General features: G+C 65.5%; 12 protein-coding genes and 1 tRNA gene. 3 read left to right on the forward strand and 10 right to left on the reverse strand.

Going from position 1 to position 14,417, the window contains the following annotated elements:
- The first annotated feature begins 76 nt into the window (after nucleotides 1–76).
- Both ACUIAG_RS03080 and ACUIAG_RS03085 read left to right on the forward strand, forming a co-directional pair.
- Nucleotides 77–2,050 (forward strand): FtsK/SpoIIIE domain-containing protein, encoded by a 1,974-nt coding sequence (locus ACUIAG_RS03080; protein ID WP_445340131.1) that lies wholly within the window; start codon nucleotides 77–79, stop codon nucleotides 2,048–2,050.
- A 78-nt stretch (nucleotides 2,051–2,128) separates the two neighbouring features.
- Nucleotides 2,129–2,407, forward strand: coding sequence for a WhiB family transcriptional regulator (locus ACUIAG_RS03085; RefSeq protein WP_015021978.1), 279 nt, complete (start codon nucleotides 2,129–2,131; stop codon nucleotides 2,405–2,407).
- A gap of 81 nt (nucleotides 2,408–2,488) precedes the next feature.
- Here the strand turns inward: ACUIAG_RS03085 and ACUIAG_RS03090 are convergent, their stop codons facing one another.
- Nucleotides 2,489–3,976: a sensor histidine kinase gene (locus ACUIAG_RS03090; RefSeq protein WP_445340132.1), complete on the reverse strand. Its 1,488-nt coding sequence runs from the start codon at nucleotides 3,974–3,976 to the stop codon at nucleotides 2,489–2,491.
- Between the two features lie 168 nt (nucleotides 3,977–4,144).
- On the opposite strand from ACUIAG_RS03090, the gene trhA reads away from it, so the two are divergent.
- A complete protein-coding gene (gene trhA, locus ACUIAG_RS03095) occupies nucleotides 4,145–5,065 on the forward strand; it encodes a PAQR family membrane homeostasis protein TrhA (RefSeq protein WP_313836694.1) in 921 nt (306 codons plus the stop codon).
- Between the two features lie 178 nt (nucleotides 5,066–5,243).
- On the opposite strand, the gene ACUIAG_RS03100 is transcribed toward trhA, so the two are convergent.
- From ACUIAG_RS03100 to pth, 9 genes are all read right to left on the reverse strand, one after another.
- A complete protein-coding gene (locus ACUIAG_RS03100; RefSeq protein ID WP_024627331.1) occupies nucleotides 5,244–5,723 on the reverse strand; it encodes a GreA/GreB family elongation factor in 480 nt (159 codons plus the stop codon).
- Nucleotides 5,724–5,828: 105 nt separating this feature from the next.
- Nucleotides 5,829–6,236: an FKBP-type peptidyl-prolyl cis-trans isomerase gene (locus ACUIAG_RS03105; RefSeq protein ID WP_024627330.1), complete on the reverse strand. Its 408-nt coding sequence runs from the start codon at nucleotides 6,234–6,236 to the stop codon at nucleotides 5,829–5,831.
- 90 nt (nucleotides 6,237–6,326) lie between these two features.
- Nucleotides 6,327–6,412: transfer RNA gene (locus ACUIAG_RS03110), tRNA-Leu, on the reverse strand.
- A gap of 24 nt (nucleotides 6,413–6,436) precedes the next feature.
- On the reverse strand, nucleotides 6,437–7,438 hold the full coding sequence (locus tag ACUIAG_RS03115) for a Ppx/GppA phosphatase family protein (RefSeq protein ID WP_445340133.1): 1,002 nt from the start codon (nucleotides 7,436–7,438) through the stop codon (nucleotides 6,437–6,439).
- An 11-nt stretch (nucleotides 7,439–7,449) separates the two neighbouring features.
- The gene (locus ACUIAG_RS03120; RefSeq protein ID WP_445340356.1) at nucleotides 7,450–8,040 is read right to left on the reverse strand and encodes a DUF501 domain-containing protein; all 591 of its coding nucleotides are present in this window, start codon (nucleotides 8,038–8,040) and stop codon (nucleotides 7,450–7,452) included.
- 155 nt (nucleotides 8,041–8,195) lie between these two features.
- On the reverse strand, nucleotides 8,196–8,750 hold the full coding sequence (locus ACUIAG_RS03125; protein ID WP_445340134.1) for an FtsB family cell division protein: 555 nt from the start codon (nucleotides 8,748–8,750) through the stop codon (nucleotides 8,196–8,198).
- Between the two features lie 100 nt (nucleotides 8,751–8,850).
- Entirely contained in the window at nucleotides 8,851–10,146 is a 1,296-nt protein-coding gene (gene eno, locus ACUIAG_RS03130; protein ID WP_024627326.1) for a phosphopyruvate hydratase, read from the reverse strand.
- 43 nt (nucleotides 10,147–10,189) lie between these two features.
- Nucleotides 10,190–13,792: a transcription-repair coupling factor gene (gene mfd, locus ACUIAG_RS03135; RefSeq protein ID WP_445340135.1), complete on the reverse strand. Its 3,603-nt coding sequence runs from the start codon at nucleotides 13,790–13,792 to the stop codon at nucleotides 10,190–10,192.
- Nucleotides 13,782–14,381, reverse strand: coding sequence for an aminoacyl-tRNA hydrolase (gene pth, locus ACUIAG_RS03140; RefSeq protein ID WP_445340136.1), 600 nt, complete (start codon nucleotides 14,379–14,381; stop codon nucleotides 13,782–13,784). The genes mfd and pth overlap by 11 nt, the downstream gene beginning before the upstream one ends.
- Between the last annotated feature and the right edge of the window lie 36 nt (nucleotides 14,382–14,417).

The raw sequence follows: 14,417 nt of genomic DNA on the forward strand, positions 1-14,417 counted from the left end.
CATCAATCCCGTCCACATTTGACCACATGCCAGGCTTGCTCTAGCGCTCCTGCGTCGGGCAGCTCATGCTGAAGGCATGATCAAGGCCGATTCATCAGCAACTGTATTTCCACTGCCAGCAGCCGGGCCGACAGTCCCGAGCGAGGCTGCATGCGGCGATCGGCACTCTGCTGGCACCAAAGAGGGGAAGGCCAAAAGGGGAAGCGCCCAGGTCATTTTGACCCTGGTTGCGCAGACGGCTCCAGCCCTGGCCCAGGCGGGCATGATCTGGTACGTGGTCGGCCAGGGCCGTTGGATGCTCCTCCTCCTGCTGCTGCCCAGTTTGACGGGCACCCTGGCCATGGTGCTTCTGAGCCTGCTGCGAATGCATCGCCGGTCATCTTCCGCTCCGCCGGCAGGCGCTCAATCGGCATACGGCACAGTATCGGATCGTGCATCCCTATCGATGACTACGGAGAACGAGACCTTGCAGGACCTGGCTGGACTGGCCTCTGACCCCTGCCCTCAGCTGGAGTCCCGGCTCTTGGAATCAGGGCCTTCGGGATCGCAAGGTCTGCCCTGGCAGGGCATCGTCCGCGCATGGCTTGCCGCATCAGGAAGGTCGGCACCGGCAGTCATCGGCATCCGGCCTGACCATGGCCCGCTGGTCATCGATCTGCCCCGCGACGGACCCCACGCCTTGGTGGCAGGCACCACCGGTTCGGGCAAGTCGGTCTTTCTGCAGACCTGGTGTCTGGCCCTGGCCGCCAGTCAGCCGCCAGACCGGCTCAATCTGGTCCTGCTGGACTTCAAGGGCGGTGCCGGCTTCGGCCTGTTGGCCCGACTGCCGCACACCGTGGGCTGCGTGACTAATTTGGACCTGGACCGGGCCGTACGCGCGCTGAACGGCCTTCAGCGGGAGTTGGAGCGCCGCCAGCGCCTGGTCGCCAGAGCAGGGGTCGAGGACACTGCACGCATGGCCGATCCCCCAGCGCGCCTGGTGGTGGTCATTGACGAGTTCCAGGCCCTGCGCCAACTCCTGCCTGACTACCTGGACAGGCTGACCTCTCTGGCCTCTCAGGGCAGATCCCTGGGCATGAACCTGGTGGCCTGCACCCAGCAGACCATGGGGCAGGTCAGCGCCCAGATGCGTGCCAACATGAACCTGGGCATCTGTCTGCGAGTGCGGGACCCCCTGCAGTCCAGGGAGCTGCTGGGCTCCTCCTGTGCCACGGCGATCGACCCTGCCTGTCCAGGTCTGGGCTTCCTGGAGCAGGGCCGGGGCCCCCAGGCCTTCCGCACCTGCTCTGCAGCTGATCCGCAGGCCCTGGTGGGCCAGATCGTCAAGGCCAGCCGCTTTTGCGGCAGCCGACCGCCGGCACCGCTTTTCTCCCCTCCCTTGCCAGAGCATGATCCGGCCTGCGGGCAGGTCCTCTGGCAATCGGGACGGCCTCAGATTCCTCTGGGACACATGGACGACGGGGTTCTGCTCCATCTCTATCGCCTGCCGCTCAGCGGTCATACGGCCCTGATCGGACCTCGAGGTCGGGGCAAGAGCACCCTTCTGGCTCTGCTGGCTCGTTCCCTGCTCACCCTGATGAAGCCCGGAGCCCGACCAGAGCCAAGCTTCGACCTGCGCATCACGCGCCGGACAGGCCATGGCTACAGCAGTCGGGACTTTCCCGCCACGGTGCCGCCACCGCCTCATGGCCGCCAGGATGGCAGCCGTGCATTAGTCTGGATTCTTGACGATGCCCAGGATCTGCTGGATCCGCTTTGTCAGGATCCTCTGGCCCCTCTTCTGCAGGAGGCGCTGGGTCAGGAGGCGACCACGGTGATCCTGGCCGTGGAGACGGCCAGCGCCCTGCGCAGACCAGAGCGTTTCAGCCGTCGTCTGGTGTTCCCCTGCGGCGAACGGGGGGCCGATCTGGCAGCTGGCATCCCCGCCGATCAGCTGGCCACCCTCCCCGCCCGGGCCAGCGCCATTCCCGGACGGTGTCTGGTTCTGGAGGCGGGTCTCGCCATTCCGCTACAGGTGTTCTCTTTAGCCGTAAAACAAATGAACCCTTGAAAAAAGTCACTCATCGTGCTTATCTTGCATAGGGTAGTGATAAAAGCATCGATAAAAACTTCTTGGAGGCTTAGGTAGATGAGTAATGCGTTTGATTGGCGCGCCAAGGCTGCTTGCCGTGACAAGGACCCTGAGCTGTTCTTCCCCGTCGGCAACACCGGTGCAGCCTATCAGCAGATCGAGGAGGCCAAGGCTGTCTGCAGGACCTGCAAGGTCATTGACGCCTGTCTGAAGTGCGCGCTGGACACCAACCAGGATTACGGTGTCTGGGGCGGACTGAGCGAGGACGAACGCAGGGCTCTGAAGCGCAGGGCCATGCGTGCGCGCAGGTCCCAGGCCATGCAGATGCAGTCCTGACACCTTCCCGGTTGCGCAAAACAGGAGAGGGGCGATGGCTTGATGCCGTCGCCCCTCTCTTTTCCTAAAAGGCGCCAGGCATCACACGTCCTGGGCCACGCGCAGCTTGATGTTGATGACCACCCTGGTACCGCCATCCCGGCGGGGCTCCCACTTGACCGTGCCGCCGAAGTCGTTGGTGACGAAGGTATTGATGATCTGCGTGCCCAGCCCGGATCCGGTGGAACGAGCCTGGCCCTGATCCGACTCGGTGCTGTAGCCGTTGCCGTCATCCTCGACCACCACATTGAGGTTGTTGCCGCCCCGGCCCACCGATATGGTGATATGCCCCTCGTCACGGCCCTCGAAGCCGTGCTCGACCGCATTGTTGACCAGTTCGGTCAGCACCAGGGACAGGGGTGTGGCATCCTGGGCGGGCATCATCCCGAACTTGCCCACGTAGGAGATGGTGATGTGCTGGTCGCTGGTGGTAGCCAGATCCACGCTCATCTTGAGCAGGTTGGCGATCACCTTGTCGAAGTCCACAATCTCGTCGGCGGTCTGACTGAGGCCCTCATGAACCACAGCGATGGTCTGGACCCGTCGCTGGGCCTCTTCCAGCTCCTTGCGGACCTCGTCGGACTTGGTGCGCCTGGCCTGCAGCCTCAGCAGGGCCGACACGGCCTGGAGGTTGTTCTTGACCCGGTGGTGGATCTCGGAGATGGTGGCATCCTTGGTCTGCAGCTCCTTCTCCCGGCGGCGCAGTTCGGTCACATCCCGGCAGAGCACGATGGCGCCGATCCGGCCCTGCTTGCCATAGAGGGGCAGGGAGCGCATGGAGACAGCCGATCCGTTGGCGTCCAGCTCCGAGTCCACGGCCGCCTTGCCCGACAGGACCAGTGGCAGGGAGTCGGGCACGGGATCGTTCTCCTTGAGCAGGGAGGTGCCGATCTCGCTCAGGTACTGGCCGATCATGGTCTCCACTGAGCCCAGCCTGCGGAAGCAGCTGATGGCGTTGGGCGAGGCGTACCGCACCACGCCGCTTGACGTCAGCACGAAGAAGCCGTCGGCCACCCTGGCGTTGTGCCGTTGGTTGAGCACTGAATCCGCGTAGGGAAACTCGCCCCGGGTGATCATCTCGAAGAGCTCCTTGCCCGCGTTGATGCTCTCGCTCTCGTAGCGGCCGTTGGACTCGCGGGTGGCCATGTTGGTCTCGCGGACCACCAGACCCAGGGTCCTGCCCTGGTGACGGATGGGGGCATAGACGTCGCAGACCGTGGCGCGGCCTATGGTGCGCAGCTTGGTGGACCGCAGCACCCCCTTGGACTGCATGGCCGCCTCCAGTTCCTCGCGGCGGTCAGCCGGGAAGTGCTCCCCCACCACATCTTCGGTGCGCAGGGACATGACCGTGGAGGGCCGGCACTGTTCGGCCACGGTGAACTCCCCCTCGCCGGTGCGCAGCAGGAGCAGCAGGTCCGCAAAGCTCAGATCGGCGATGACCTGCCAGTCGGCCACCAGGTGGTGGAGCCACTCACGGTCCTCCTCATTGCAGTCGTCGCAGGATGCCAGAATCTCGGAAAAATCAGCCATGCCCCCCATCATACAAAGGGCCCTCGGAAGCAGACAGGCGGGTCATGCCAAGGGCGATGATGACATGCGCGTCCAATGCGCAGGTCTGGGGTAGGGTGGTTGACGGATGTTTCGCCCCGGCGACCGGACCCTACAGGCCCGGACCAGTCAAGGGGCCAAGGGAGGGCCATGGCAACCAGGACCAGCGAGGACGGCAGACCGTCCGAGGATCAGGAGGTCGATCCCGATCTCGAACGCCGTCGTCAACAACGCCGTCAGGAGCTGACCTACCTGCGCCGGGATGCGGAGGTGGCCCACGAGGCCCATCTGCAGGCCAGGGCTGACGCGGTGCGTGCCAAGGCCAAGGCCAAGGCTGCGCGGATCATGGCCAAGGCTGAGATCAAGGCCTCGCGAATCGAGGGCATCCCCGACATGGAGATCGAGCGCAAGGTCCGCCTGGATGTCCACGGCCGTCCCAAGCCCCTCCTGCGTGGCTGGATCCACGCCGTGGCCGCCCCCCTGGCCCTGGCCGCCGGCATCGTGCTGATCTGCCTGGCCCACGGCACTGGGCTCAAGCTGGCCTGCGCGGTCTTCATGGTCGCCTCACTGGCCCTCTTCGGCAACTCCGCCCTCTACCATCTGGGCGACTGGACCCCGGGGACCACGGACGTGCTGCGCCGCCTGGACCATGTCAACATCTTCCTGCTCATCGCCGGCACCTACACGCCCATTTCCTTCGCCCTGGATCCCTTCTGGCGGCGGATCATCATCCTGGGCATGTGGGGGGCCAGCCTGGTGGCCATGATCGTCCACGTCTTCTGGATCGAGGCTCCCCGCTGGCTCTACACCCTGGTCTACGTGGTCTTCGGAGTCTCGGGCGTGGGCTTCCTGAAGCTCTTCTGGGACTCCCCTATGGCCGGTCCGCCGGTGGTGTGGCTGATCGTGGCCGGCGGTCTGGCCTACATCCTTGGGGCGATTGTCTACGGTCTGCGCCGGCCGGATCCCTGGCCGCGGGTATTCGGCTTCCATGAGATCTTCCACTGCGGCACGGTCGTAGGCTACGCCTGCCACATCGTGGCCATCTACCTGGTGGTCTGCAACCTGCGCTGAACAAATCGCCAACCTGGCGGTCTGTTCATCGAGCACCATCCAACACAAGCCACCGGCCGACCTTACGAATCAAGCGATGACCCAGAGAGCGGTGACCCAGAGAAAAAGCCGCTCTCCGTCGACCATGGCGGGGAGCGGCTTCATTCAGGCCGGGCCGGGACGGTGAGGGGTCGTCCCGCTACTTGAGGGGCTGGGCATCCTTGACGGTGACCGAGATGTCCTTGCCGTTGGGTGCCTTGTAGGTCACGGTCTGGCCCTTCTTGGCGCCCATGAGGGCCGCGCCGATGGGCGACTCGGGGCTGATGACGTCGTAGTCGGTGGCCACGGTCAGATCCCTGGAGCCCAGCACATAGACCATTTCATTGCCGGCCATGGTCAGGGTCACCAGGGAGCCGTTGCCCACCGTGCCCGCCTTGGGGGCCTTGAGGATCTTGGCGTTGCGCAGCTTGACGATCAGCTCGTTGATCCGTCCCTCGTTCTTGCCCTGCTCCTCGCGGGCAGCCTGGTAGCCGCCGTTCTCGCTCAGATCGCCCTCGGCACGAGCCGCTGCGATGCGTTCGGTGATCTCGTCGCGGTACTCGCCCTGACGGTGGTCGAGCTCCTCCTTCAGCTTGTCGTAAGCGGCCTGTGTCAGCAGAATCGTCTTTTCCTCAGCCATGTGATTCCTCCTTGTTTGATGCGCTTGTCTCGTGGCCCGACCTGAACTGCAAAGTCAAGGGTATGAAAAAGGCGCCGGCCCTCACCGGCGCCTGGAGACCCTTGTCTACCGTGTCGATATGATGTCGATCACGAAAACCAGAGTATCGTCGCCGCCGATGCCCGCCTGGGGCATCCCCTGACGGCCATATCCATACTCCGGCGGAATGGAGACCACCAACCTGGACCCCACGTTGTGACCGGGCACCGTCTGGTCCCAGCCGCGAATGACCTGCCCCACGCCAATGCCGAAGCTGGCCGGCTGATGGCGCTGGAAGCTGGAGTCGAAGACCTGATCCGAACCCCAGACGACGCCGTGATAGTTGACGGTGACGGTATCGCCCTTGCGGACGACCGGCCCGTCCCCCTCGACCAGCTCCACGGCGCGCAGCCCGCTGGGCGCCGGACCATGGAAGGTTATGGTCGGCGTGGCGCCGAATTCGGCGTTCACCTCGGGCATGGATTGGTCACTCATGACAACTCCTTTGGTTTTCTTGCGTACCAGAGTATCGGTTCGTCGGCCGGGTGACAAGTTGCGACACTGCCGTCCAAGCCGATGAGGCCTTGGTGCCCCGGGTGGGAATCGAACCCACAAGCCGGTGAAGGCGGCGGATTTTAAGTCCGATGCGTATACCATTTCGCCACCGGGGCCGTAACCCATAACGCCTTAGTATATCATTCGCGCAGGAGGGTCCGGCCGTAGTCCAGGACCAGGCCATCCAGAAGGCCGTGCTCGCTGGCCACATAGGTTCCCGAAGCCAGCGCACTGGGACTGGCCTGGCCCAGACGCTCCAGCAGACGGCTCCAGATCAGGGCGCCGCCGCCGATCACATCCACACGGCCGGGATGGATGGCCTTGAGTTCCCTGCGCTCCTGCCGGCTCATGTTCAGCACCCGGTCGTCAACCCGGCGGGCCGCATCGACCGCAATGGACCGGCCATCGACGGCATGGCGATCGTAGACCTCGCATCCCAGGGCCAGGGCGCTCATGGTGGTCACCGTGCCGGAGACCCCGATCAGGCTGCCTACCCCGGCTACGGGAACCTGTTCGAAGGCCCGGTCGATCCAGCCGTCCACATCCTCCAGCGCCTGGTCGATCTGCTCCTGGGTGGGCGGATCGCCCAGCAGATGGCGCTCGGTCATCCGCACGGAGCCGATGTTCATGGAGTAGGAGGCCCTGACCTGGTCCACAGGCAGATCGCTCCCGTCCCCGCCCAGGACCAGCTCGGTGGAGCCGCCACCCAGGTCGACCACCAGGTAGGGCGCAGGAGGCATGTCGGCGCTGCCCCGCTGCTCCAGCACGCTGACCGCGCCCAGAAAACTCAGCGAGGCCTCCTGGGAGCCGCTGATAACCTCGGGCGCAACCCCCAGGATGGAGCGCACCCCCTCCTCAAAGCTTTCTCGGTTGTCAGCGTCCCTGGTGGCCGAAGTGGCCACAAAGCGCAGGCCGTCCACCGGGTGTTCCCGCAGCTGCCGGGCGAAGAGCCGGCAGGCCTCAAAGGCGCGCTCCAGAGCCTGATCGGAGAAGCGGTGGTCGCGGTCCACGCCCTCCCCCAGCCGGATGACCCGCATCAGCCTGGGAGCCACCGGGTGGAGCCCCTGTCGGTCCACCTGGGCTATCAGCAGACGTATGGAGTTGGTGCCGCAGTCCACGCCCGCCACCGTAACCTGATCCATGGAAGCCCCCTTCATTGGTTTTCCTGCTGGTTCGCTTGCCCGGATGCCTCAGTCCAAGGCTGCGCGCACCGGCAGACCTGCGGGTCGAATACCCGACGCACCAGACTCAGAACCCGGTCGCCCAGGGGATTGACCCCAGGCCCCATAATCAGGGACTGGGCAGACAGAGCGTGCAGACACTTGACCCTCTTGGGCATGCCACCGGCCGAGATTCCGGCGATGTGCCCCTCGTCGTCGCCCAGCAGCTGGGCCAGGGCGGAACGGAAGGCCAGATAGAGCTCGTGGGCCCTGCGGTAGGCGCTGGCCAGGTCCGGATCCGAACCAAGCTCGGCATTCCAGTCGGCCATGACGCCGTCGGCCTCCAGCCGGGAGACGGCCTTGACGGCCTCGGGGCTGGTCAGATAGCAGGTGGTCGGAAAGGGCGTGCCGTCTTCCAGCTGGGGCCGGGTGACCACAGCCAGCGGATTGCCGCAGACGCAGCGGGCGCCCACGGCCACCATGCCCCGCGGATAGCGGCCCAGCTGCCGGTTCACGACGGCTGTCTGCTCCGGCGTGGCCGGGGTCGCCAGAAGCTCCTGGATACGGTCTTTGACCGCCGCCAGATCCCGGCCGGTAACCAGGCTGGAGGCTCTAGGCTCGACCCGGATCTTGTCTGCGGCTTGAGATTCCACTGCTGCCTGGGGCCTTTCCTGGGCCTTGATCACGCTGTCCTCATCTTCCCTGATTGTTTTCCTGCTGCTAAGTTCATTGTCGGAGTTCACTGCGCTCCCCCGCCCTCGGATGGAGAGGGGCCATCAGAACCGCCTGGACTGCTTGAACCAGACGGACTGGCAGAGCCGGTCGGACTGGATTCCCCCTTGCTCCCATTGGCAGTAGGCTCCTGGTCGGCCTTGGCGAAGGAGTAGGCCATCTCCTGATACCAGGGCAGGGAGTTCTTCCTGGGGGCCCGGACCCCCTTGCTTCCGGCCTGGTCCTTGTCCTTGCTGCCCGTGACCGCCTCCGGGTGCAGGACCCGGATGGCCTCCTCGTCAGGGAAGACGAATCCCAGCCGATCCCGGGCTTGGGCGGTCACATAGGCCTTGTCGTCCCAGCGCCGGATCTGGTTCTCCAGGTCACGCTTGTGCTCGACAAGCTGGGCCTGCTGGTTGCGCAGGCCGTTGAGCTCGGAAAGATTGATGGCGTAGGCGTGAAAGGTGGAGACCAGCTGAATCAGCCCAAGGGCCACGATGATGACCGCCACAAAGAAGGTGATGGGTCCCGACGACCGCCTGCCTGTCCGCCGGTTGGCGCCGTCACGTTTGTTCTTGGCCATACCCATAAAAATACCCGCGGCAGCCGACGCGGACCGCCACGGGTGAAAGATTCACCGTCGGGTCAAAACCTGCAAGGGGTCCGGCCCGGCTGGCAAGACCTTACTTGGTGTACTTCTTGCAGGCCTTGAAGGCGCTGTAGCCGGCGTACTCGGCGGTGGAGCCCAGCTCCTCCTCGATCTCCAGCAGTCGGTTGTACTTGGCGATGCGCTCGCCACGGGCCGGAGCGCCGGTCTTGATCTGGCGGGTGTTCTTGGCCACGGCCAGGTCGGCGATGGTGGTGTCGGAGGTCTCGCCGGAACGGTGGGAAACCATGGAGGTGAACCCGTTGGCGGTGGCCAGCTCGATGGCGTCCAGGGTCTCGGTCACGGTGCCGATCTGGTTGAGCTTGACCAGCAGGGAGTTGGCGGCCTTCAGGTCGATGCCCTTCTGCAGCCTCTTGGGGTTGGTCACCAGCAGGTCGTCGCCCACGAACTGCAGGCGGTCGCCCATGGCGGCGGTGATCTTCTGCCAGGCGCCCCAGTCCTCCTCAGCGAAGGGATCCTCGATGGAGACCAGCGGGTAGCGCTCGACCAGGCCCTGGTAGTAGTCCAGCATGTAGTCGGCGTCGCGGTCCTCGCCGTCGAAGTGGTACTTGTCGGTGTCCTTATTGTAGAACTCCGAGGAGGCCACGTCCAGGCAGAGGCCGATCTGCTTGCCGGGTTCGTAGCCGGCAGCTTCAATGGCGTCGACGATGTACTTCAGGGAGTCCTCGTTGGACTTCATCTTGGGGGCAAAGCCGCCCTCGTCGCCCAGGCCGGTCTCGTGGCCGTCCTTCTTCAGGATGCCCTTGAGGGTGTGGTAGACCTCGACGCCGGCGCGCAGGGCCTCCCGGTAGGAGTCGAATCCGTAGGGGGAGATCATGTACTCCTGGATGTCGGTGGCGAAGTCAGCGTGGGCGCCGCCGTTCATGATGTTCATGTTGGGCACAGGCAGGATGTGGCCGTTGGTGCCGCCCAGGTAACGGTAGAGAGGCAGTTCGGCGGACTCGGCAGCCGCATAGAGCGCAGCCAGGGAGACGCCCAGGATGGCGTTGGCGCCCAGCTTGCCCTTGTTGGGGGTTCCGTCCAGGTCAATCATGGTCTCGTCCAGGGCGCGCTGATCGGTGGCGTCCATGCCGATGACATTGGGAGCGATGGTCTCATTGACCGCCTTGACGGCGTCCAGCACACCCTTGCCCTGATAGCGCTTCTTGTCGCCATCCCTACGTTCCCAGGCCTCGGCCTCGCCGGTGGAGGCACCGGAGGGAACCAGACCACGCCCCTCGGCGCCGTCCTCGGTCTGCAGAACGACCTCGACGGTCGGGTTGCCACGGGAATCAAGAATTTCGCGCGCGAACACGCTTTCAATTGCTGCCACAACTGCTCCTTCAATAAGTTGTTGTGATGTCTCTTACAGGATACTAGTTTTGTTGGACGGGGGCGGGACCCGCTGGCGTGCCATCGTCCGAGGACTTGGGCAGCCCCCAGGCCAGGTCGTCCAGCAGGGTGTCCACCCAGGCGGTCATGGCCGTCGAATCCATGGGGCCCGATCCCAGGGAGCCCGCGAAGGGCGCCGGGATCAGCAGGGTCTGCGTCACCGGGCGGTACTGGCTGCCCTTGTATATTCGTGCGATCCTGGCCTGCAGGGAGTCGGGCATGGTCACGGGCCTGATCCGCACCCGGGAGCCCTGGGAGGCGATCTCCGCAATGCCCAGGGAGCGAGCCTTGGCCCGCAGCCTGGCCACCGCGAAGAGGGTGTCGAACTGGGCGGGCGGACGTCCGTATCGGTCGGTCAGCTCCTCGTGCAGGTCGCGCAGATCCTGCTCGTTGCGGGCCGAGGCCAGCTTGCGGTAGGCCTCCAGACGCAGCTTGTCCGAATCGATGTAGTCCACCGGAATGGAGGCCTCCAGGGGCAGGTCGATGCTGACGGTGACCGGCTCGGTCCGCCCGGGCTCCTTGTACTCTTCCACCGCCTCGGAGACCATGCGCACGTATAGGTCGAAGCCGACCCCCTCGATGTGGCCGGACTGCTCGTCGCCCAGCAGGTTGCCGGTGCCGCGCAGCTCCAGGTCCTTCATGGCCACGTCGTAGCCGGACCCCAGGGCCGTGTTCTGGGCGATGGTGGCCAGCCTGTCGTGGGCGGTCTGGGTCATGGGCTTGCTGGGGTCGTAGAGGAAGTAGGCGTAGGCGCGCTCCCGGCCGCGTCCCACCCGGCCGCGCAGCTGGTGGAGCTGGGAGAGGCCGAAGCGGTCGGCCCGGTCCACGATCAGCGTGTTGGCGTTGGGGATATCCAGGCCGGTCTCGACGATGGTCGTGCAGACCAGCACATCGATGTCACGGTGCCAGAAGTCGCGGATGACCCCGTCCAGCTGCTTCTCCCCCATCTTGCCGTGGGCCACGCCCACCTTGGCCTCAGGGACCAGAGTCTGCACCTTGGCCGAGACCTTGCCGATGTCCTCCACCCGGTTGTGAATATAGAAGATCTGGCCCCCGCGCAGGAGCTCGCGGCGAATGGCCGCCGTCACCTGGGCATCCTCGTAGGCGCCCACATAGGTCAGCACCGGCAACCGGTCCTCGGGTGGCGTGGCCAGGGTGGACATCTCACGGATGCCGGTCACCGCCATCTCCAGAGTGCGTGGAATGGGCGTAGCCGACAGGGACAGGACGTCCACGTTGGTCCGCATGGCCTTGAGGGTCTCCTTGGCCTCCACGCCGAAGCGTTGCTCCTCGTCCACGATCATCAGACCCAGATCCTTGAAACGGATGCGCGGGTTGAGCAGCTTGTGGGTGCCGATGACCACGTCCACAGCCCCGCTGGCCAGGCCCTCCATGGTCGCTTGGTTCTCCTTGGCGGTCTGGAAGCGGCTCATGGCGGCCACATCCACCGGGAAGCCTTCGAAGCGCTCGGTGAAGGTCTGGTAGTGCTGCTGGACCAGCAGGGTCGTGGGCACCAGGACCACCACCTGCTTGCCGTCCTGAACGGCCTTGAAGGCGGCGCGGATGGCTATTTCGGTCTTGCCGAAGCCCACATCCCCGCAGATCAGGCGGTCCATGGGCACCGGCTTCTCCATATCCGCCTTGACATCATCGATGGCGGTCAGCTGGTCCGGAGTCTCCTGGTAGGGGAAGGCATCCTCCAGCTCCTTCTGCCAAGGGGTGTCCGGGCTGAAGGCGAAGCCCTTGGTCCGCTGCCGGGCCGAGTAGAGCTTGACCAGGCCCTGGGCGATCTTGTGGACGTGCTTGCGGGCCTTGGCCTTGGTGGCCGACCAGTCGGATCCGCCCAGCTTGTTGAGCCTGGGGATCTCGGCGCCGATGTAGCGGCTGACCTGGTCCAGCTGGTCGGCCGGCACGAAGAGCTTGTCTGGCGGGGCGTTGCGCTTGGATGGGGCGTACTCCAGGACCAGGTACTCCCGGCTGCCCTTGCTGGGGCCCACGCCCACGCTGCGCTGGCGCATGCCCAGGAAGCGGCCGATGCCGTGCTGGTCATGGACCACGTAGTCGCCGGGTTTGAGCTCGTCCAGGTCGATGGCCTTGCGCCGGCGGTTGGAGGTCTTGCTGCCTGCGGCCACGCTGGTGCGCCCGGTCAGGTCCCGCTCGGTCAGCAGGGCCAGATGGGCGGACTGGTCCACGAAGCCGTCCACGGCCAGGGAACGGTGGTACTCCACCCCGACAACACCAGTGGTCTGCACGGCCCGGCGCAGACGGCTCAGGGTTCCCTGGGCCGGAGCGGTCACCACAACCCGGTCGCCGCGCTCCAGCAGGGAGGCGATGCCCGAGGCGGCCCGGTCCTCGTCGCCGCGGTACTGGTCCGGGGCCAGGGCATCCAGACGCTCGGCCCCCTGGCGGTCCGGGTCCACCGAAAGGTCGGTCAGCTTCCAGACCTCCCCCTTGCGGTACTCCAGGGATGAGATGACCTCGTCGTAGTCCAGGAAGCTGGCCCTGTCGAAGCTGATGGGCGCGCCCGAGCCCTGCCCGGAGGCGGCCACATGCCAGCTGGCGGCCAGGAACTCGTTGGCGGTCTTGACCAGGTCCTGGGCGGAACGGGCCAGCAGCTGCGGCTCCGACAGCAGAATCAGAGCGCCCTCGGGCAGCATGGACCCTACCGGCACCAGGTCGTCGACCAGGGCAGGCAGGAGGGACTCCATGCCCTCCACCGGAATGGCCTGGGCGATGGACTCCAGCATGTCGTCGGCGTTGGGGATGCTCCCGATCAGGGAGCGGGCGCGGGCGCGGACCTGGTCGGTCAGCTGCAGCTCGCGGCAGGGCGGCGCCCAGATCCGGTCCAGGTCAGGGCCGTAGGTGCGCTGGTCGGAGGCGTGGAAGCTGCGGATGGTGTCCACCTCGTCGCCGAAGAACTCGATGCGCACCGGGTGGGCCATGGTGGGGACGAAAACATCCAGGATGCCGCCTCGGACGGCGAACTGGCCGCGCTCCATGACCAGGTCCACCCGGGTGTAGGCGTTGCGGACCAGAGCTTCGACGGCCTGATCCAGTGGCAGGTCCTGGCCGCGCAGAAAGACCAGGGGCTCCACATCCTGCAGACCCTTGACCACCGGCTGCAGCAGGGAGCGCACGGGCATGACCAGAATGCGGATGGGTCCGAAGTCAGGGTCGCCCTGGACCGGATGGGCCAGCCGCCTGAAGACGGCCATCCGGGAGGCCACGGTGTCTGCCCGGGGCGAGAGCCGTTCGTGAGGCAGGGTCTCCCAAGAGCGCAGCAGGGCCACATCACCCGGATCGCCCTCATACCAGGAGCGGATGGCGCCGGTCATCTCCTGGGCGTCACGCTCGGAGGGGACCACCAGGACGACTGGGGCACGTCCAGCAGCTGCGGCCGCCAGGGCTGGCCTGATGCCCTGGGGAGCCTGGACCATGAGGGAGGTGTCGGTATCGGCGGCAGGCTGGGAGTCTCCTTGGACCAATCTGGTGAAGGCAGCGTCTGCCTGCAGGTCGTCCAGGAGGGGACGCAGGGATCCATTCAGCGATTCCTGTGACTCCGCCTTCTGGGTATGCTCATCGACCATTGAACTGCTCCTGAGCCTGGCTGAGGCCCTTGATGATTACGGTTTCCGCGGCGTCCGCGCCGTCGGCCAAAAACTCAGGCAGACGCTTGCGCTGGTCGCCGGCAAAGGTGCCCAGAACCCAATCCACAGTGCGCCGGTGGGCGTCAGGACCTCCTCGGGCATGCCCCACGCCCATGCGGACCCGGGCGTAGGCGTTGCTGCCCAGGGAGCGGTCGATGGAACGAATGCCATTGTGCCCGCCCGAGGACCCGCCGGCCTTGACCTTGATCCGGCCGAACTCCAGGTCCATGTCGTCATGGATGACCACGACCCGGCCAACAGGTATGTGGTAGTAAGAGCAGATGGAGGCCAGGGCATCGCCGGAGTCGTTCATGAAGGTCAGCGGCTTGGCCAGGAAGAAGGGTATGCGGCATCCGTCAAGATCCAGGGTGCCACGGCCCAGCTGAGCCAGACCCTTGTGATCGCGCAGGTTGACCGACCATCGTTCGGCCAGCAGATCGGCGCACATGAAGCCCATGTTGTGCCTGGTGCCCTTGTACTCGTCACCCGGGTTGCCCAGTCCGGCCATCAGCCAGAAATCGGATGCCATGTAGGTGATACCTCCTGCTCTCGAACGGGACGGTGA

The organism is Bifidobacterium sp. ESL0825 (genome assembly GCF_052606465.1).

Coding starts and splice junctions, on each gene's coding strand:
- trhA (WP_313836694.1), top strand. CDS start 4,145: ATGGCAACCAGGACCAGCGAGGACGGCAGACCGTCCGAGGATCAGGAG.
- pth (WP_445340136.1), bottom strand. CDS start 14,381: ATGGCATCCGATTTCTGGCTGATGGCCGGACTGGGCAACCCGGGTGAC.
- ACUIAG_RS03115 (WP_445340133.1), bottom strand. CDS start 7,438: ATGGATCAGGTTACGGTGGCGGGCGTGGACTGCGGCACCAACTCCATA.
- ACUIAG_RS03080 (WP_445340131.1), top strand. CDS start 77: ATGATCAAGGCCGATTCATCAGCAACTGTATTTCCACTGCCAGCAGCC.
- ACUIAG_RS03090 (WP_445340132.1), bottom strand. CDS start 3,976: ATGGCTGATTTTTCCGAGATTCTGGCATCCTGCGACGACTGCAATGAG.
- ACUIAG_RS03125 (WP_445340134.1), bottom strand. CDS start 8,750: ATGGCCAAGAACAAACGTGACGGCGCCAACCGGCGGACAGGCAGGCGG.
- mfd (WP_445340135.1), bottom strand. CDS start 13,792: ATGGTCGATGAGCATACCCAGAAGGCGGAGTCACAGGAATCGCTGAAT.
- ACUIAG_RS03085 (WP_015021978.1), top strand. CDS start 2,129: ATGAGTAATGCGTTTGATTGGCGCGCCAAGGCTGCTTGCCGTGACAAG.
- ACUIAG_RS03105 (WP_024627330.1), bottom strand. CDS start 6,236: ATGAGTGACCAATCCATGCCCGAGGTGAACGCCGAATTCGGCGCCACG.
- ACUIAG_RS03100 (WP_024627331.1), bottom strand. CDS start 5,723: ATGGCTGAGGAAAAGACGATTCTGCTGACACAGGCCGCTTACGACAAG.